The 16,460-nt window shown below is 56.9% G+C and carries 14 protein-coding genes and 1 tRNA gene; 10 read left to right on the forward strand and 5 right to left on the reverse strand.

The window, feature by feature from the left end:
* Positions 1-118 precede the first annotated feature (118 nt).
* Together BLR71_RS04610 and BLR71_RS04615 are read right to left on the reverse strand one after the other, a co-directional pair.
* Positions 119-2,191, reverse strand: coding sequence for a TonB-dependent receptor (locus BLR71_RS04610; RefSeq protein ID WP_422730755.1), 2,073 nt, complete (start codon positions 2,189-2,191; stop codon positions 119-121).
* Between the two features lie 407 nt (positions 2,192-2,598).
* The gene (locus tag BLR71_RS04615; RefSeq protein WP_092523542.1) at positions 2,599-3,186 is read right to left on the reverse strand and encodes a hypothetical protein; all 588 of its coding nucleotides are present in this window, start codon (positions 3,184-3,186) and stop codon (positions 2,599-2,601) included.
* Positions 3,187-3,294: 108 nt separating this feature from the next.
* Here BLR71_RS04615 and BLR71_RS04620 point away from each other — a divergent pair, with 108 nt between their 5' ends.
* Positions 3,295-4,347, forward strand: coding sequence for a hypothetical protein (locus BLR71_RS04620; protein WP_092523543.1), 1,053 nt, complete (start codon positions 3,295-3,297; stop codon positions 4,345-4,347).
* Here BLR71_RS04620 and BLR71_RS04625 read toward each other — a convergent pair.
* Positions 4,325-5,347, reverse strand: a complete 1,023-nt coding sequence (locus BLR71_RS04625) for a CNNM domain-containing protein (protein ID WP_092523544.1) — start codon at positions 5,345-5,347, stop codon at positions 4,325-4,327. The two genes, BLR71_RS04620 and BLR71_RS04625, sit on opposite strands and share 23 nt — an antisense overlap.
* Positions 5,348-5,473: 126 nt before the next feature.
* On the opposite strand from BLR71_RS04625, the gene BLR71_RS04630 reads away from it, so the two are divergent.
* Positions 5,474-5,550 (forward strand) — tRNA-Ile (locus BLR71_RS04630).
* A 144-nt stretch (positions 5,551-5,694) separates the two neighbouring features.
* Here the strand turns inward: BLR71_RS04630 and BLR71_RS04635 are convergent.
* Complete coding sequence (locus BLR71_RS04635) at positions 5,695-7,545, reverse strand: 3'-5' exonuclease (RefSeq protein ID WP_092523545.1); 1,851 nt, start codon at positions 7,543-7,545, stop codon at positions 5,695-5,697.
* 245 nt (positions 7,546-7,790) lie between these two features.
* Here BLR71_RS04635 and BLR71_RS04640 point away from each other — a divergent pair, with 245 nt between their 5' ends.
* The 8 genes from BLR71_RS04640 to BLR71_RS04675 all read left to right on the forward strand — a co-directional run bounded on the left by BLR71_RS04640 (position 7,791) and on the right by BLR71_RS04675 (position 15,869).
* Positions 7,791-10,181, forward strand: a complete 2,391-nt coding sequence (locus BLR71_RS04640) for a DNA/RNA helicase domain-containing protein (protein ID WP_092523546.1) — start codon at positions 7,791-7,793, stop codon at positions 10,179-10,181.
* Between the two features lie 107 nt (positions 10,182-10,288).
* Positions 10,289-10,645 (forward strand): nucleotide pyrophosphohydrolase, encoded by a 357-nt coding sequence (locus BLR71_RS04645; protein ID WP_092523547.1) that lies wholly within the window; start codon positions 10,289-10,291, stop codon positions 10,643-10,645.
* 220 nt (positions 10,646-10,865) lie between these two features.
* Positions 10,866-11,642, forward strand: a complete 777-nt coding sequence (locus tag BLR71_RS04650) for a type IV toxin-antitoxin system AbiEi family antitoxin domain-containing protein (protein ID WP_092523548.1) — start codon at positions 10,866-10,868, stop codon at positions 11,640-11,642.
* Positions 11,632-12,552 (forward strand): nucleotidyl transferase AbiEii/AbiGii toxin family protein, encoded by a 921-nt coding sequence (locus tag BLR71_RS04655; RefSeq protein WP_092523549.1) that lies wholly within the window; start codon positions 11,632-11,634, stop codon positions 12,550-12,552. The genes BLR71_RS04650 and BLR71_RS04655 overlap by 11 nt, the downstream gene beginning before the upstream one ends.
* A gap of 100 nt (positions 12,553-12,652) precedes the next feature.
* Positions 12,653-13,156 (forward strand): hypothetical protein, encoded by a 504-nt coding sequence (locus BLR71_RS04660; protein ID WP_092523550.1) that lies wholly within the window; start codon positions 12,653-12,655, stop codon positions 13,154-13,156.
* A gap of 15 nt (positions 13,157-13,171) precedes the next feature.
* A complete protein-coding gene (locus BLR71_RS04665; RefSeq protein WP_092523551.1) occupies positions 13,172-13,693 on the forward strand; it encodes a DUF4231 domain-containing protein in 522 nt (173 codons plus the stop codon).
* Between the two features lie 5 nt (positions 13,694-13,698).
* Positions 13,699-14,292 (forward strand): GTP cyclohydrolase II RibA, encoded by a 594-nt coding sequence (gene ribA, locus BLR71_RS04670; protein ID WP_175491608.1) that lies wholly within the window; start codon positions 13,699-13,701, stop codon positions 14,290-14,292.
* Positions 14,293-14,405: 113 nt separating this feature from the next.
* Complete coding sequence (locus BLR71_RS04675) at positions 14,406-15,869, forward strand: hypothetical protein (RefSeq protein ID WP_092523553.1); 1,464 nt, start codon at positions 14,406-14,408, stop codon at positions 15,867-15,869.
* Positions 15,870-16,059: 190 nt separating this feature from the next.
* Here BLR71_RS04675 and BLR71_RS04680 read toward each other — a convergent pair.
* The coding region (locus BLR71_RS04680; protein ID WP_139172536.1) for a transposase at positions 16,060-16,460 on the reverse strand (401 nt) is incomplete at its 5' end.

A 16,460-nucleotide genomic window follows, 5' to 3' on the forward strand; every position in this document is an offset into this window, starting at 1 on the left:
AAAAAGCTGTCGACGTAACGCCTATCTCGCCGACAGGTCACGGCAAAGCGGCGCCGAAAGGGCGCCGCTTTGTCGCTAGACCATCTGTCTGGCCGTTAGGCCGTGCGGTCGTTTGGCCTTAGAAATCGACCTGGTAGCCCAGGGTCAGCGTGCGACCGCGGCCCTTGAAGTAGTAGTCGTCGCTGACGCGGGCGGCTTGGGAATAGTAGGTGAAGTAGTCCTCGTCGGTGACGTTCTCAATGCCCAGGCTGGCGCGGCCCACCGGCAGGCGATACGCCATGGAGGCATCGAGCAGGCCGTAGCCGTCGAATTCGAGTTCCGGGTCGTCGACGCTGCGATCGAAGAAGTGGCTGTATTGCAGGTGCGAGGAGAGCTTGTCGTTCCAGGCCGCGCTCCAGCCAAGCTTCAGGGTATCCGGGGCGATGTTGATGCCGGTCAGGTCGGTGTCGACGCTGCCGTCGCCGTCGGTGTCGGATTCACCCTCGGCGTGGGTGTAGGAGAGCCGCAGCTGGTGGGCATCGCTGACCTGTGCCTCGCCGGTGATTTCGATACCTTGAATCTCGGTCTTCTCGCGGTTGCCGACCCAGGTGCCGTTCTCCTCGGTGAGGCGCTCGCCATAGTCGGAGTTCGACTCGTAGTAGCTCACTTCGAGGCCGTAGCGATCCCAGTCGAAGCGGGCGCCGATCTCGCGGTTATCGGTGACGATGGGCTGCAGCGTCAGCAGGCTGTCGACGTCCTGACCGCTGGTATCGATGCCGCGCAGTACCCGGCCGACGTCCGGCATGCCGAAGCCTTCCGAGTAGTTGGCATACAGCTGGGCCCAGGAGGTGGCCTGATAGACCAGCCCGGCATTGAACAGCGTCTCATCAAAATCCGGGCTGCCGCCGTCGACGCTGACATTGTCCTGGGTAACGTTGCTGCGATCGATGGTCTGGTAGCTATCGACGTCCAGGGTGGCCAGTTCGTGGCGCACGCCGCCTTGCACGGTTAGGCGATCGGTGAGGTGGAGATCCCCCTGCAGGAAGGCCGCGTAATTGCGGAACTGGCTCTCGGGAACATAAGTACGGCCAGTTTCGACCAACACCTGGCTGGTCTCGTCTTGCAGGATATCGACGCCGGTGGTGACGTCGAGGTAGTCGTTGAAGAGGCCGCGACGGTTCAGGGTGATCTGGGCGCCGATCTTGTCGGATTCGTTGCGGGTCTGGTCGTACAGGGTGTTTCCGGCCGCGTCCTCATAGGGGAAGTAGGGCGTGGTGCCGAACTGGGCGCGGAAGCGTTGCGTATAGACCTGGGCATCCAGCTCGTTGCCCAGCCAGTTACTGTTCGAGTAGGACAGCCGGGCGGTGGTGACCTTGTTGTAACCCGGCTCACCATCCGGGTCGCCTTTTTCCGCGGTGGTGGCTACGCCGTTTTCACGGTCCCCGGCGACCGGCACATAGTCGCCTTCGCCTTCGAGCTCGAAGTGATTGACGGAGAGTTCGACGTTCTGGTCGTCATCGATCCAGTAGCCGAGCTTGCCGAAGACGTCATAGCTCTTGGAGTTCTGGATTTCCCCCGGGTAGGCCGTGCCGACGGGCTGGTCGTTGCCATCGTAGAAAACGCCCCGCTGCTGCTGGGTCACGCCGCCCAGGAAATCCCAGTCGCCGTGCTGGCCACTGACCTGATAGTCCAGCTTGTGGCCCAGGCCATCGGAACTGACGTCATCATCGCTGGTGAGGCTTACGCCGACATGCTGATTCAGCTCACCCGGCTCTGCGCGCTTGGTCACATAGTTGATGATCCCGCCGGTGGCGCCCAGGCCATGTTCGGCGCTGGCGCCATGAATCACCTCGATGCGCTCGACCATGGAAAGATCGATGGTATAGCTGTCCCGGCTGCTATCGCGTAGCGGGTTGGACTGCGGCACGCCATCGATCATGAACAGTGCCGAACGGCCGCGGAAGGTCTCGCCGGCGTTGGACATTTTCTGGCGGCTGGGCGAGTAGGAGGGAATCAGGTTGCTGAGCACCTGCCCCGGATCCTGGGTAATCGCCAGCTGCTGCTCGATCTGCTCGCGGGTGATGATGGTGACTTTCTGGGGCGTCTCGCCGGCCTGGCTCTTGTTGCGGGTAGCGGTCACCACGACAGTATCGAGCTCATTATTGGCTTGCTGGCTGCTGGTAGCGGCCTGAGCGAATGCCATGTTCGGCATGGCAGCGCAGATCATCAGCGGCAGGATGGCGCGGGCGAAGGGCGGTCGGGGATGTGGCATAGCGAAAGACATGTCGAAAACAGTTCCTTGATTGATCCTGGGGGTGGCTTCTCATGAGCCTCGTGCTGTGTGGCCACAGTCTTTTTTGTAAACAATAATCCTTCTTATTTGCATTATCAATCATAAATGCTATGCCAACGCGCCAACGCGCCAACGCGCCAACGCGCCAACGCGCCAACGCGCCAACGCGCCAACGCGCCAACGCGCCAACGCGCCAACGCGCCAACGCGCCAATGGCGTCAGCGGCAGTCGGGGGAGGGTGAAAATGGAAAAGGGCGGGCGCGTAAGAGAGAGGAGGGGCGCGGAAGCGTGAGTAAGCGCGGGCAATCGTGAGAAAGTTAAGCGGCTCAGCGATCGATCAGCATGGCATCCAGGTTCATCGGCACCTCGTCGCCGATCTGCTCATAGCCGAGCAGCAAGAGGACGGTGCGCAGGGTCGGGTTGGCCATCAGCTCGCGGCCATCCACCGCTACCCGCTCGGCGTTGGCGATCCGGATGCGGGATTCGCTCTCGCGGGTGAACCGCAGCGCCATGGGCTCCTGCTGATCCACGCCCTCGGCGTCGACCCGGAAGGTCAGCGTCTCGGTGAGAGAGTCGCCCACTGCCAGGCCGTTCAGCCGCTCTGGCGGCAGACGGGTTACCAGGGTGGCCAGAGGCAGGTCGGCCATGCCCTTGAGCCACACCGGCAGGCCGCCCAATCGAGCCGGAAGATCGGTCTGGCTGAGGCGCAGCGGCAGGCGCAGGGTGCCATCTTCACTGATGTTGCCCGAGAGCTCGCGCACCCAGTGTTGATGCGGCACCGGGCCCGAGGGCGTGATTTCGATCACCGTGGCATCAATGGCCGAGCGGGCGGGGTCCAACTGCCAGGCCGCCTGGGCGGGCAGCGCGACCAGAGCGACAGCGGCGAGCAGTGAAAGGGCTCTTGTGGCCGCCATCGGCCTGCGGCGGCGGGAATGTGAAGCTCGTGTGAACACTGGCGGTGTCTCCCGGCAGGCGTGTTAGCGTGGTGGTATTGAGAGTAATCCACTGCAAAGGACATCGCGATGACCCGAGCCAGTATCCTGCAACAAGGCACCATTCATTGCTTCCCCGCCGGCCTGCGCGATGCCAAGGGCGAGCTGGTCAATGCCGAAGTCTCGGCGGTCGCCTTCGACGGCGAACGGCTGCTGATGGCGAGCGACAAGCCGATTCCCGGCGAGGAGCGCTCGGCCTGCTTCGCGCTGCCGATGACCGATGCCGGACCGGATGACAGCAAGCTTGCCTACTACACCCAGCCACTGATCAAGCAGGCGGTGAAGTACGAAGACTTCGCCCTGAGCGCCGACGGCCGCCATGTGCTGGCTACCACCGGCTTCGATCGCCTGGATGCCGACAGCAACGCACTCAACGACTACAACCACCTGCTGATCTGGCCGCTCGGTAAACCCGACGACGTGCAGGTGGTCGACCCGGATCCCCGCGACGGCGTCGAGGGTTCGCTTGAGCTGCGCGGCAAGCTCAACGGCGCCATCGGCTTTCCGTACTACAAGATCGAGGGACTCGCCGCGATTCCCGGCGAGCGCGGCGACGGCCTGCTGCTGTTCGGCGTGCGCGAGCAGGGCCAGGCCCACGATGACTTCGAGTATGTCAGCCGGGTGATCGGCGCCCATTATCAGATCACCGCGAACGGCAACCTCGAGTTCCTCGACGAGATGCGCGAGTTCTACGCCTTCGACCCGGACAGCGTCGATGGCGTGCGCTTCGAGTGTGGCCTCTCGAGCCTCGAGTACGACCCCTACCATGCCAGGCTCTACCTGCTGACCAGCTTCGAGAACGAAGTGGATGGCGAAGAGTATATCGGCGGCTATCTGTGGCAGATGAGCCTCGAGGACTTCCGCGCCCGCCGCGCGCCCGAGCTGGTAACCAACCCAGAAGGCCAGCCGCTGGAGTTCGAGCACAAGGCCGAAGGCCTGGCCGTGCTGGACCACGACCGCCTGTTCGTCGCCTACGACAACGACCGCAACCTGGAACTGGGCAGCGTCGACGAGCGGGACGAGCGCCACGCCTGCGAAGCGCCCTACACGATATTGGAGATTAGCGCGTCTCCTGCCTCTTGAGCTGCTTGGTCCAACGCTGGCGGGCGTACTTGCGTAGGTTGGCCACGTTGTCGGTCTCGTCGACGATGTCCTGGCCCAGGATCGTTTCGATGATGTCTTCCAGGGTGATGAGACCGACCCAGGTGCCGAGGTCGTCGTAAACTACGCACAGGTGCTGACGGCCCAATACCATCATGGTGAACACCTGCTCTACGTTGTCCTCGGCCTGAATGGTCTGCACCGAGTGCATCAGCGTCTTGAGATCGGCATCGTCGTCGGTATGGTAGGTATCGGCCTTGTGGATGTAGCCCAGCGCCTGCTCGCCGCCATCCATCACCGGGAAGCGCGTGAAGGGCGAGCGGCCGAGTTGATCGTCAAACTCTCTTACCGTCATGCCTGGCATCACCGTCACCGACACGGTGCGCGGCGTCATTACGCCCTTCACCTGGATATCGTGCAGGTTGAGGATGTTGGTGATGACGCGCGTCTCATCTGGATCTAGCGCCTTCTCCTCCTGACCGATCTGGGCCAGTGCCTTGATCTCGCCGCGCATATCGGTATCCGCGGCGTCCTTGCCGATTCGCTTGGTGATCTGCTCGGACATCCAGATGAATGGCCTGAGGCACCAGATCATCGCGTCGAGCGTGGTGGCCAGCATGCCGGCGAGTTGCCGCCAATAAGTGGCGCCGATGGTCTTGGGGATGATCTCGGAGACGAACAGGATCAACAGTGTCATCACTGCCGAGGCAACCCCTAGCCAGGTCTCACCGAACACCACCGTGACCTGAGCGCCGACACCGGTGGCGCCCACCGTATGGGCGATGGTGTTCAGGGTGAGGATAGCGGCCAGCGGCTGGTCGATGTTCCGCTTCAGACGGTTGAGCCGCTCGTGCAGCTTGGGATTCGTCTCGCGAAGCTGGGCCACGTAGCTCGGGGTCATGGAGAGCAGCGCCGCCTCGAGCAACGAGCAGAGGAAGGAGATGCCGATGGAAAGCACTGCAAAGCCGATCAATAGGAACATGGGGTCTCTTCTAGTGGCCAGGGGAGGTCGGGCCTATGCATCCTCTTCTAAGCCAACGGTCCGTTGCAAGGCCCGCAGCTATGGCCTTGCCTCTCGGCATTCGCTATCATATGCCCGCGTTGATAAGGGCCTATAGCTCAGTTGGTTAGAGCAGGGGACTCATAATCCCTTGGTCGTCAGTTCGAGTCTGACTGGGCCCACCAAAAATCAGCAGCTTAAGCGTTTCCCTCTCCGGTTTTTCATCTGTACTCCCCTGTACTGTCCACATTATGTCTACGGCGCTTTTGGGCTGTATCCTACCGCTTTAATGATTCGCCTGATGAATGATGCCTTTGCGGTTATCGTTGTCAGGCCGAGGCTAGCTCCGTCAGCCGCTGGGTGTACCAGTTTGTCTTACAACTCGTGATCAGTAGGCGACGTCGTGCGCGCGTCATGCCGACATAAAGTAGGCGTGCTTCTTGGGCAAGCCTCTCTTCATCGTTACTCAACGCTCCGAGTCCACTCAACAGCACGGTGTCGAATTCCAGCCCTTTGCTGCTTTGACGGCTAAGGAGCACTACTTCATCTATGTTTGGGTCGTAACGGTGTTTGTCGGCGGATTGCTGTAGGCAGCGGCTGGGGATGTCTGCCTCTTGAAAGGCTTTGTGGAAGAATCGCCCCTGAGCATTACTCGTATATACCACTGCAATGCTGTTCAACTCGGTACCCTGGTTGCGCCATATCTCTATGCAGCGGACTAGATAGTTCGCTTCCTTCTGGGCGCTGCTGAAGTCGCGAAAGGCCGGCTTGGGGCCACTTACTCCGGCGACTTCAGGGGCGATCAGCGGGATATGGTCCTCGTCAGCATCTTGGGCTTCCAGAAAATCCCGTGCGAAGTCGTAGGCAAATGTCAGGATTTCCCGGGTATTGCGGTAGTTAAGCTTGAGAATGGTGGTACGACCACGCGCTTGAACTCCGGCCGAGGAGAGAGGAAATTTGAGCGAGCCCTTCTTATAAATAGATTGGGCATCGTCGTAGAGCAGCAGCAGCGAGTTGGTATCCGGATCAATCATCTGCACCACCAACTTGAGCCAGGCCTGTTCGAAATCATGGCCTTCGTCAATCATTACCGCACCGTACTGCGCCCGCGGAATGTGTGACTGATCGACGGCCTGGATGACGCTTTCCACCTGACGCTCCCAGGTGGGCTGCTTACCCGGCAGCAGATCGACTTGGTAGGTCTTCAACTGCAGTCCGCACCATTCATGGAAATGGTGCACCTTGACCTTATCGGAGAGCCCTTTTTCGGCGATGAAGCAGCGCAGACGTGCCGCCAGAGTAATGTTGAAGCACAGTACCAGGATCGGCTTGCTGATGGAGCGCGACAGATGCAGGCATCGATAGCCGAGTACCAGCGTCTTACCGGATCCGGCGACGCCATGGATGACCCGATGACCATCGCCCATGCTTCTGGCCAGCTGTTCCTGGTGCAAATCCATGACGCGAACGATGTCGGGCACGAGACTCTCGGCTGACTCTCCCTCCTCTGCAGCATCGTCATCGAATAGATCCTGAGTGGGCGCATCAATACGTACTTCCGGGAATAGTTGCCATCGAATACGGTCGATCTGTGGAACGCTAAGCTTCTCACCGAACTGGTAATCGAACATGTTCCAGAGACGCTCCTGGAACACTTCGGGATCGGCTGTCGTGAGCATCTCGTCCTTGCAGATCACCCGATGCGAAGGCAGCAGGGCTTCTTGCTCTGCTTCGGGAATGGCCTGGTTCCATTGCCGACGAGTGATATTGGGAAAGACCACACCGTGCCCATATGGAAAGCAAAGCTTGCCTCGGTAGCGCTCATCGGTCTGGGTCAGTTGAGGATCACGCTTCAGTTGGTCGATTGCGGCAAAAGCGCATTGGCGGGCCTGAACCAGTGGGTTGCTGACTGTCTTTCGTCCCTCCTGGGTCTCGATAACGGCGCTATCAGGAGTGATTGAGCGAATAGTATCGATCTTCCAGTCTTTGACCTCGAGAAACAGCAAGCCCCGAGCTGGGTGCAGAATGATGAAGTCAGGATAGCGACGCCGCCGTCCCAGCGGGATGTCGTACCAGACGAGATAGTCCTCTTCCAGCAGAGTGTCGAGCCGACGTCCGAAGCGGCGCTCGCCACGGGTCATCCGCTGTATTGAGTTGAGCGCTGGAATGAACGTTGCCATGTGTCGAGATTCCGGTAGTGGGACATCTACTCAATGTTAATATCCGTAATTGCTAAATCACTTTAGCGGGCCCGGTTTTCCCCTTCAATCAGAAAGCCTGGAAGTGGGGGAGATACCTTTAGCGCTGAGCATTCGTCCTGCGGGGGCTCGTATGCCGTGTATCGTGTCCCTTGGGCAATCAAGGTGTGTTCTCGGTCAATGAAGGTTTCTAATTAATCGATAAGAAAAGGGAAAATCTCTAAGTTATGTTGGTCTACAACGCCACCAAACAGCAGTTCATCGATGATGTGCGAGCCAACGTCATCACCGACGCCATCGAGAACGAGGTGGCACGCAGACTGAACCGCAACTCACCGCGCAGTGAGGTGACGTCGTGGGAGAACTCCCTGCGCTTCATGATGAGTGCGTTGCTGGACGAGGCGATTCCAGCGTCGGCGGGAGTGGCCATCGAGTACAACATCCCGCTGACCAATCGCCGCGTGGACTTCATCCTGACCGGCAAGAACCACCAGCGGGACGATGCGGCGGTCATCGTGGAACTGAAACAGTGGCAGTCCGTCGAGGTGACGAAGAAGGATGCCATCGTGCTCACCCAGCTGGGCGGCGGCGTGCGTGAGACCAACCATCCGTCGTATCAGGCGTGGTCCTATGGCGCGCTGATCGAGGACTACAACGAGACGGTACGCTCCGAGTCAATCCGCCTGGTGCCTTGCGCCTACCTGCACAACATGAAGCAGGGGCACGCCATCAATGATCCCTTCTACGAGCACCACACAAGCCGTGCGCCGGTCTTCATCTCGCAGGATGCCTTGAAGCTCTCGGCGTTTCTGAGCCAGCACATCAAGTACGGCGACAGCAACAACATCATGTATCGCATCGAGCACGGTGTGATCAAGCCGAGCAAGAACCTGGCGGATGCCCTCGCATCGATGATGCAGGGCAACGCCGAGTTCCTGATGATCGATGAGCAGAAGCTGGTCTATGAAACCGCGCTTGATCTTGCGCATGGCGCAGGCAGCGGCAACAAGCAGTGCCTGATCGTCAAGGGCGGTCCGGGCACCGGCAAGTCGGTGGTGGCCATCAACCTGCTGGTGGGGCTGACGAAGCGCGAGATGATGACCCAGTACGTGTCGCGCAACTCGGCTCCTCGGGAGGTCTTCAAGAAGAAACTGACCGGCACGCGCAAGAAGACCCACATCGATAACCTGTTCAAGGGCTCGGGCAGTTACGTCAACGCCGAGCCGGATACCTTCCATGCGCTGATCGTGGACGAGGCGCACCGCCTGAATGAAAAGTCCGGCATGTACCAGAACCTGGGGGAGAGCCAGATCAAGGAGGTGCTCGCCGCATCACGCTTCTCGATCTTCTTTATCGACGAAGCGCAGCGCGTGACGCTGAAGGACGTGGGCACGGTCGAGGAGATCAGGCGACGGGCGGCGGAGTGCGGGGCCGACGTCCATGAGCTCGAGCTGGCGTCGCAGTTTCGCTGCAACGGTTCGGATGGCTATCTGGCCTGGCTCGATCACGCCCTTCAGATTCGCACCACGGCCAATACCGACCTGGAGGACATCGACTACGACTTCCAGGTGTTCGATGACCCGAGTGCCATGCGTCAGGCGATTCTCGAGAAGAACCGCAAGGCCAACAAGGCACGCATGGTGGCGGGCTACTGCTGGCCCTGGGCGAGCAAGAAAAACAAGCAGTCAATGGACATCATCTTTCCCGAGTATGGCTTCGCTGCCCAGTGGAACCTCGATGACGACGGCATGCTGTGGGCCATCGCCGATGGTTCAGCAGAGCAGATAGGTTGCATCCATACCTGCCAGGGGCTCGAGTTCGACTACGTCGGCGTCATCATCGGAGACGACTTCGTGATTCGTGACGGCCGCGTGGTGACAGATGCGGGGAAGCGGGCAGGGCAGGACCGTTCGGTGCATGGCTACAAGAAGATGCTCAAGGAGCAGCCCGAGGATGCCCGTGCCCTGGCGGACCAGATCATCAAGAACACCTACCGCACGCTGATGACGAGGGGCCAGAAGGGCTGTTACGTCTATGCCACGGACCCGGAGACCCGAGAGTACTTCGCGGCCTTTGCTCGAGCTCAAGCAGCGACCGAGCGACTGGACGCGTCTGAGGATGCCGAGACACTGGATGGCTTGCACCTCCCCATCGTGACGCGTGACCAGGCCGCGCCGTTCGAGCGCCATGTGCCCGTGTACGACCTGAGCATCGCCGCCGGCGAGTTCAGCGAGATGCAGATCGCCGAAGCCGAACACTGGGTTGAGCTGCCGGACTTCATGCGGGCGAGCCCCGATCTGTTCGTCAGCCGGGTGGTGGGGGAGTCGATGAACCGGCGCATTCCCAATGGCGCCTGGTGCCTGTTCCGTGCGAACCCCGGCGGCACACGGCAAGGCAAGGTCGTCGTGGTGCAGCATCGCGCCATCGAGGACCCCGACCATGGCGGCAGCTTCACGGTCAAGCTGTACCAGAGCGAGAAGGTCGAGGAGTACGGCGAGTTCGTGAACCAGCGCATCGTGCTGAAACCCCAGACCAACGCCTTCGGCTACAAGGACATCGTGCTCGAGGACGAGCTTGAGGACCTGAAGGTCATCGGTGAATTCCTCTCCGTGCTGTGAGCAAGCAGGCGGGCGGATGGTCGCCAATGCCGATACCGGCTGGATAGAGAGCGGTAGAGCAGGCATGCTCACCGCTATCCGATACCGCAGAACCAGGTGAGCCCTAAATGTCAGACCCGTTCAAGCAGCTCCGCGACGCCATGGACCAGTTCGCCACCGAGCGCGACTGGGACCAGTTCCACTCGCCCAAGAACCTGGCCATGGCGCTGACGGTGGAGGCAGCTGAGCTGCAAGAGTGCTTCCAGTGGCTGACCGAGGTGCAGTCCAGGGAGCTGGATGAACAGCAACTTGCCGCCGTGCGCGACGAAATTGCCGATGTTCAGCTCTATCTGATCCGGTTGGCGGGCAAGCTGGACGTGGATATCGAAGCGGCATGCAGGGCGAAGATGGAGAAGAATGCCGAGAAATATCCCGCCGACCAAGTGAAGGGGAGTGCAAAGAAGTACACGCACTACCAAGACTGACGTGATGTGTGGCCGCTTTGTCCCCTGCAGTGGCCTTCTCTGCCTGGCTTCTGCCCTCAAGCTTCCTCCCGCTAAATTTGGGCTCAAGCCGGGCTGGAGACTCAGCTTTCGGTTTATATTCTATTGTAGAAGCGGCCCTGAATGGCGATTTTGTGCTTGAAGATAAACCAACGTGGTTTATTCTTCACTCGGGAGACGGAATTTAAGGCCGCTTTTTGACGTGAAAATAAACCAGCTGCTGCACAAGATCCCGTATGGCGCCGTCGTTACGACCGCCTGGCTGGCATCACACGGCGTCACCTCGGATCAGGCGCGTAAGCTGGCCAGCAGTGGCTGGCTGCAGCGCGTGGGGCACGGCGCCTACTGCCAAGCGGGGGAGCCTCTTACCTGGGAGAGCGCTGTCTTCGCCCTGCAGACGAGCGACGACACGGGCTTACCACTGCTTTGGCCGGGTGGCCAGACGGCCCTGGCACTGCATGGCTATGCCCACTATCTGCCCATGGGGGAGAGCACAACGCATCTGTATGGAAAGGAGGCCGTTCGGCTGCCCCGGTGGTTGAGTGATGCCGAATGGGTAGGGCGGATGGTGCTCCACTCAGAAAAGGGCCTGCCGGTGCAGCTTCCTGGCAGCTTCACGGACTACGCGCCGGATGGCAGGGCCTTCAGCTTGCAGGTATCGACCCCCGAGCGATCGGTCCTGGAGTGGATCGCCGTGACGCCGAATCAGCTGCTGTTCAGCAGTGAGCTGGTGGATACCTTCGGCGGGCTTAACACGCTGCGTCCGCGTCGGCTGCAGGCATTGCTGGAGGGATGCCGTTCGGTGAGAACCAAGCGGGCCTTCCTGGTGCTGGCTCGCCACGCTGGGCATGCTTGGTACCGACGACTGGAACCAGGCCGACTGGACCTTGGCAAAGGTAAGCGGCAGCTCTGCCAGGGCGGCAGGCTGGATAGGGAATATCACGTGACGGTGCCGGAGGCGTTCCTGCATGCCGATTGAAGCTCGCTACCACGAACAGGTCAGTCTGCTGGTCTCGCTGCTGCCATTCCTCAATGACGAGCCGTGCTTCGCCCTCAAGGGCGGCACGGCCATCAACCTCTTCGTGCAGCCATTACCTCGTCTATCGGTCGACATCGACCTGGCCTACCTGCCGCTGGAGTCCCGTGACGAGGCACTGCGACGCTGTCGCGAGGCGCTGCAACGACTAGCAGAGACTTTCAGCGCCAGACTGCCAGGCGTGCGCGCCGAGCTTCAGGACAATCGCCGAGACGAGCTGAGGATTCTGATACGCCGAGGGCGTAGCCAGGTGAAGGTAGAGGTATCACCGGTACTGCGTGGCACCCTGCACCTGCCGCAGGAGCGCGATGTCGTTGAAGCCGTGGAGGACGAGTACGGCTTCGCTGCGGTGCGGGTGGTGTCGCTGCCGGACCTGTATGGCGGCAAGATATGCGCTGCGCTGGATCGCCAGCACCCCAGAGATCTCTTCGATGTAAAGCTGCTGCTGGACCAGGACGGTCTGGATCGAAGCGTATTTGAAGGCTTCCTGGTTTATCTGCTGGGGCACCCGAGGCCCTTGAACGAAGTGATCAACCCTAGGCTGAAACCACTGGACGACGTCTACCGACAGGAGTTTGTCGGGATGGCCAGGGCTGATATCCCGTTGCAGCAGCTGGAGGACGTTCGACACGAACTTCTGACACGGCTGGGCCAGCTGATGACGGATGAAGACGTTCGCTTCCTTTTGTCCTTCAAGCAGGGGGCGCCTGACTGGGCGCTGCTTCCGCTGCCAAGCGTCGAACGGCTGCCTGCCGTGCGCTGGAAGCTCGCTAACATCCAGAAGATGGGGGCTGACAAGCATCGTCAGTCTCTGGAGCTATTAGAGCAGGCCTTGGGCAGGCTTCACCCATGATGCGGCGTGCCCTGGAGGTTTAACGGCCTAAGTCGACTTCTCCTTATATCCCTGAGGCGCTAGGCTGTTACGCATAATTACGCCACGCGCAGGGGATGACATGGCGAACAGCAGGGAAGCTCAGCTCAAGTGGGGCATCACCAAGGACATGACAGCCCGCGGCTGGGAGTACGTCAGCTGGCTGGAATTGCCCCACTATCGCCTCATCAAGCGTGAGGAGGAACGCCTGCTCCTGGAAGAGACCGAGGAGGGCCACGGCCTTACCTCGGTCAACGATGTTCGCTCTGGCAAGCCCCACGACGCCGAGAAGCAGCGCCTGGCCGAGGTCATCGACCGGATCAACGACCTCTACTGCGCCAAGGTCAGCGGCGATGACAAGCTGCATTTCGCCCACGAAATCGCCGACCGTATCGAACGCAACGAAGCGGTAATGGCCCAGGCGCGCAGCTACATCGAAGGCCTGATGCTGCACGGGCTCCTCCCGAATAAGGTCACCGACGTCGTGCTTGACGCCCTCAGCGATCACGAGAAGCAAAGCATGCCGCAGCTGGGTCACGTCAATAAACAAGCGTACAGTCTTATCACTGTTATACATCTCCATTAATCGAGATATTAGTAGATGTCCAATTTCTTAAAGAAGACAAATATTAAAGAAGAGCCAAAAACACCCGAAGAATTTTGTAAGACAATAATTGTTGGGTTTAAAGAAAAGTCTACTCACAACAAAAATGAGTCGATGTTGTGTTTTTGGTTATCTATGGGAGGTGCACTTGCTGCCCCAGTATTTGTTACGTTAGGTGAAGATATTGCGAAAATATTTGGAACATACGGTTCAGTGTTCGTTTTTTCAAAGCTCATCCCTACACTGTTGTCAGTTGCAGTTGCCTTTTCGACTGCGTGGCTACAGCTCCGAAAGCCACAGCAGCTATGGGCGCTTTATCGAACATCACAGCGCGAACTAGAAGATAATTTTTACAAGTATAAATATAAAGTCGCTGAATATTCAGAATCCCCCGATCCTGGAAAGCTGTTGGTAGAAAAAGTGGCTCAAATTGCGCTAGACGCTCATTATTCATGGCTCCCAATGGTTCCAAATCCAGAGGACATCAGGTCCGCTCCACAGACTACTTCGAAGGAATGAAAGGAATGGGTGAATATCAAGTCGAGAAAACACGAATTAATACTAAGTTTGGAGAATTCGATTTCTATTGTTTTTGCTGGGGAGCACACGAGGAGGACAACATACTTGTCCTCGTAAACCCCGGTTATGAATCAGTTCCGCAGGTGAGAGTCCAAAGTGCGTGTTATACAGCTGAAATATTTAAGAGTTTGGATTGTGATTGTCATGCGCAATTGAGTGAAAGCCAGAAAAGGATTTCAAAGGATGGTGGCTACTTAATATACATGCTTTGCGACGGACGAGGTGCAGGGTTGCTAAATAAGATAAAAGGAATGGAGCTTGGTAATACGCATGGACTAGATACATCTGAAGCATATGATTATCTAGGGATAGAGAAAGATCCTCGTGAATACGGTAGGGTTAACCAAATTCTTGAATATTTCAAAGTCGCTGAAATCCAGTTGCTCACAAACAATCCTAGAAAAGTAGAAGGTGTGCAATCCGGCGGCATTACTGTTAAGCGTGAGCCGCTAGAAATAGAATCAACGAAGCATTCAGCCCCATATCTACAGACAAAAGCTAAGAAGATGGGGCATATGCTGTCGGAGTTCGACAAGTGAAAACGTATAACAAAGTTCTGCTAGGGACAAACCTGCGCTGCGCTTCGGTTTGCCCTAGAGCACGGCGTTATTGATCCTACATAACCTGAGAGAAAAGAGAAGGGTACATCCAGATGGCAAAAATCCAAGAACCAATTCTTTTTTCCAGTTACTTTGGTCTTGAGCCTCAAGCATTAGAAGCCCATGGACTAATAGATCCCTTCTTGAATGTCGATACACAACTATTTATCGATCCTGTTCTCCTCGGGAAATCATCGAATAAAATAATATCCGATAACTCTCTAGAAACATTTAAGAATCACTTCTCGAAATTTATCAGGTTACTAATAATCTCTGAAGAAGAAGGCGATGCTGCATGGAAGGGTGCCCAAAAGCTGTTAGACCTCAGAGAACCCCCCGAAAATGGGTTGGGATTTGGTGGCAGTTATCGATCCGGAAACTCTAGGCCAGAAGAAATACGAGATCAAATCATTAGGACAGCAAAGGAAATCATAGAGCTTGGGTCAAAAGACCCTGAGATGGTATCACTCATGGGGTTTTTCGAAGAAGGAGTTGGGCCAGACACTATAAGTGATTTTACAACAAGAGTAATTATGGAGAATTTGGTAGAAATTACTCAAAGTTTCTGTGAAAGTAAAAATATTCCCATGTCAGATTTTGGTGGTCAGTATAATCTTCCCAAGTATGAAATTGATTCTAAAAGCTCTTTTATCGTTCTTGTTCCCACGGATATTGTCCGTGATCTTCCGATAGCGAATGATTGGTCAGATGTCAGTCGAGCAGTTATGGAAAACCAATTGATTAGAGAGAGAGTCAGTGTTTTTCTTGGGGGAATTGCTGAACCCACAATCAAGGAAAAGAAGGAGGCCCTCAGATATGCCGCTTTAGAATCAGCTAACAGCTTTGCTGAGTTCCTTGAGGCAGTGAAAAATAGTGCAACTGGCTATGACTCAAACATGGATGCTTTGGGGTATTACGCACTGAAGAGAATATTTTCAGAAGATTTGGACAAGTATAGGCTTGATGAAAAATATAAAGTTGAAGCTGATCCTGCCAATCTAAAACAATTTGTCATAGAGACTCTTGAGCAGTTTAAGCATCATGTTGAAAACGGAAATTTATGGGAAGAGCTTTGGGCGGAAGGAAAACCCAAAAAGGAAAGGGCTGCTCAATTAATCTACTATGCAATGGCCGATTGTTTTTGTAAAGCTAATAATATAGATATATCTCCTGAAGCAAATATGGGGGGAGGCCCCATCGACTTTAAATTCTCACAAGGATATGTGGCTCGGGTTCTAGTGGAGATGAAGCGGTCGTCCGGTAAGGTTGTCAGTGGATACACAAAGCAACTTGAGATTTATAAGAATGCGTCTAGAACGGAGTTTGGCATATATGTCGTAATAGATTACGGTGACAATAAATCAAGCTTTGAAATTATTAGAAGAGCAAGAGCCGACCTTATCTCTGCTGGTGAGCCTGCATCTGACATTTTGGTGATTGATGCAACCCCAAAAGATTCTGCAAGTATAAGAAAGGATGTAGCAGAAACTATCCCGTTAAATTTTGGTGATGAGTAGAGAGGCGTGCCTGAGCAGCCAGCCTATGGCAAATTAATTCGGCGCCGGACGCGCTAATGTGCGCCGGTTATTGAGGCGTTATGCATACCTACACCGTCACATGAGAGCGCATGAATGGATGCAAAGTACGAAGAAAAAACTTTTGAAAGCTACTTCAACAATGAGCTGGATAGAAAAGGCTCTTCACTTATCAGTGTGGGTTAGGAGCCATTGGCAGTCCGCCATAGTGAAATAGGATTGCCCGCTTGAACCTTTCCTTGCTTCGGAATCCTCTGGCTCGGACTTTCAAGGTTCGAACTTGGCCGTTGATAGCTTCCGCCAAGCCATTGGAGGCGCGAAACCGCATGGCGTTCAGAATGCCAAATAGCTTGGTTTCGATCTGATTGGCTGCTGAGGCCAAAGCTCGAACGTCAGTTAGCCGAGCCATGTGAATCCATTCCTGCCAGGCCGCACGAGCCCCTTTTACCCGGTAGCCCTGCCAGATGTCTCGTGCCTTTTCTTTGAGGTACCAGACCAGGCCGGTGTCTTTGAGCGCATCTGACAAGTTCTGGATTTGCCGAATCTGCTGTCCCTCAAGACTCTTACGATGGC

Origin of the sequence: Onishia taeanensis (genome assembly GCF_900100755.1) — a bacterium.
In the GTDB taxonomy this organism is placed as follows: domain Bacteria; phylum Pseudomonadota; class Gammaproteobacteria; order Pseudomonadales; family Halomonadaceae; genus Onishia; species Onishia taeanensis.

Excerpts from the sequence above, each read along its gene's own strand:
- BLR71_RS04610 (WP_422730755.1), bottom strand. The coding sequence starts at position 2,191 with ATGCCGAACATGGCATTCGCTCAGGCCGCTACCAGCAGCCAGCAAGCC.
- BLR71_RS04615 (WP_092523542.1), bottom strand. The coding sequence starts at position 3,186 with ATGGCGGCCACAAGAGCCCTTTCACTGCTCGCCGCTGTCGCTCTGGTC.
- BLR71_RS04620 (WP_092523543.1), top strand. The coding sequence starts at position 3,295 with ATGACCCGAGCCAGTATCCTGCAACAAGGCACCATTCATTGCTTCCCC.
- BLR71_RS04625 (WP_092523544.1), bottom strand. The coding sequence starts at position 5,347 with ATGTTCCTATTGATCGGCTTTGCAGTGCTTTCCATCGGCATCTCCTTC.
- BLR71_RS04635 (WP_092523545.1), bottom strand. The coding sequence starts at position 7,545 with ATGGCAACGTTCATTCCAGCGCTCAACTCAATACAGCGGATGACCCGT.
- BLR71_RS04640 (WP_092523546.1), top strand. The coding sequence starts at position 7,791 with ATGTTGGTCTACAACGCCACCAAACAGCAGTTCATCGATGATGTGCGA.
- BLR71_RS04645 (WP_092523547.1), top strand. The coding sequence starts at position 10,289 with ATGTCAGACCCGTTCAAGCAGCTCCGCGACGCCATGGACCAGTTCGCC.
- BLR71_RS04655 (WP_092523549.1), top strand. The coding sequence starts at position 11,632 with ATGCCGATTGAAGCTCGCTACCACGAACAGGTCAGTCTGCTGGTCTCG.
- BLR71_RS04660 (WP_092523550.1), top strand. The coding sequence starts at position 12,653 with ATGGCGAACAGCAGGGAAGCTCAGCTCAAGTGGGGCATCACCAAGGAC.
- BLR71_RS04665 (WP_092523551.1), top strand. The coding sequence starts at position 13,172 with ATGTCCAATTTCTTAAAGAAGACAAATATTAAAGAAGAGCCAAAAACA.
- ribA (WP_175491608.1), top strand. The coding sequence starts at position 13,699 with ATGGGTGAATATCAAGTCGAGAAAACACGAATTAATACTAAGTTTGGA.
- BLR71_RS04675 (WP_092523553.1), top strand. The coding sequence starts at position 14,406 with ATGGCAAAAATCCAAGAACCAATTCTTTTTTCCAGTTACTTTGGTCTT.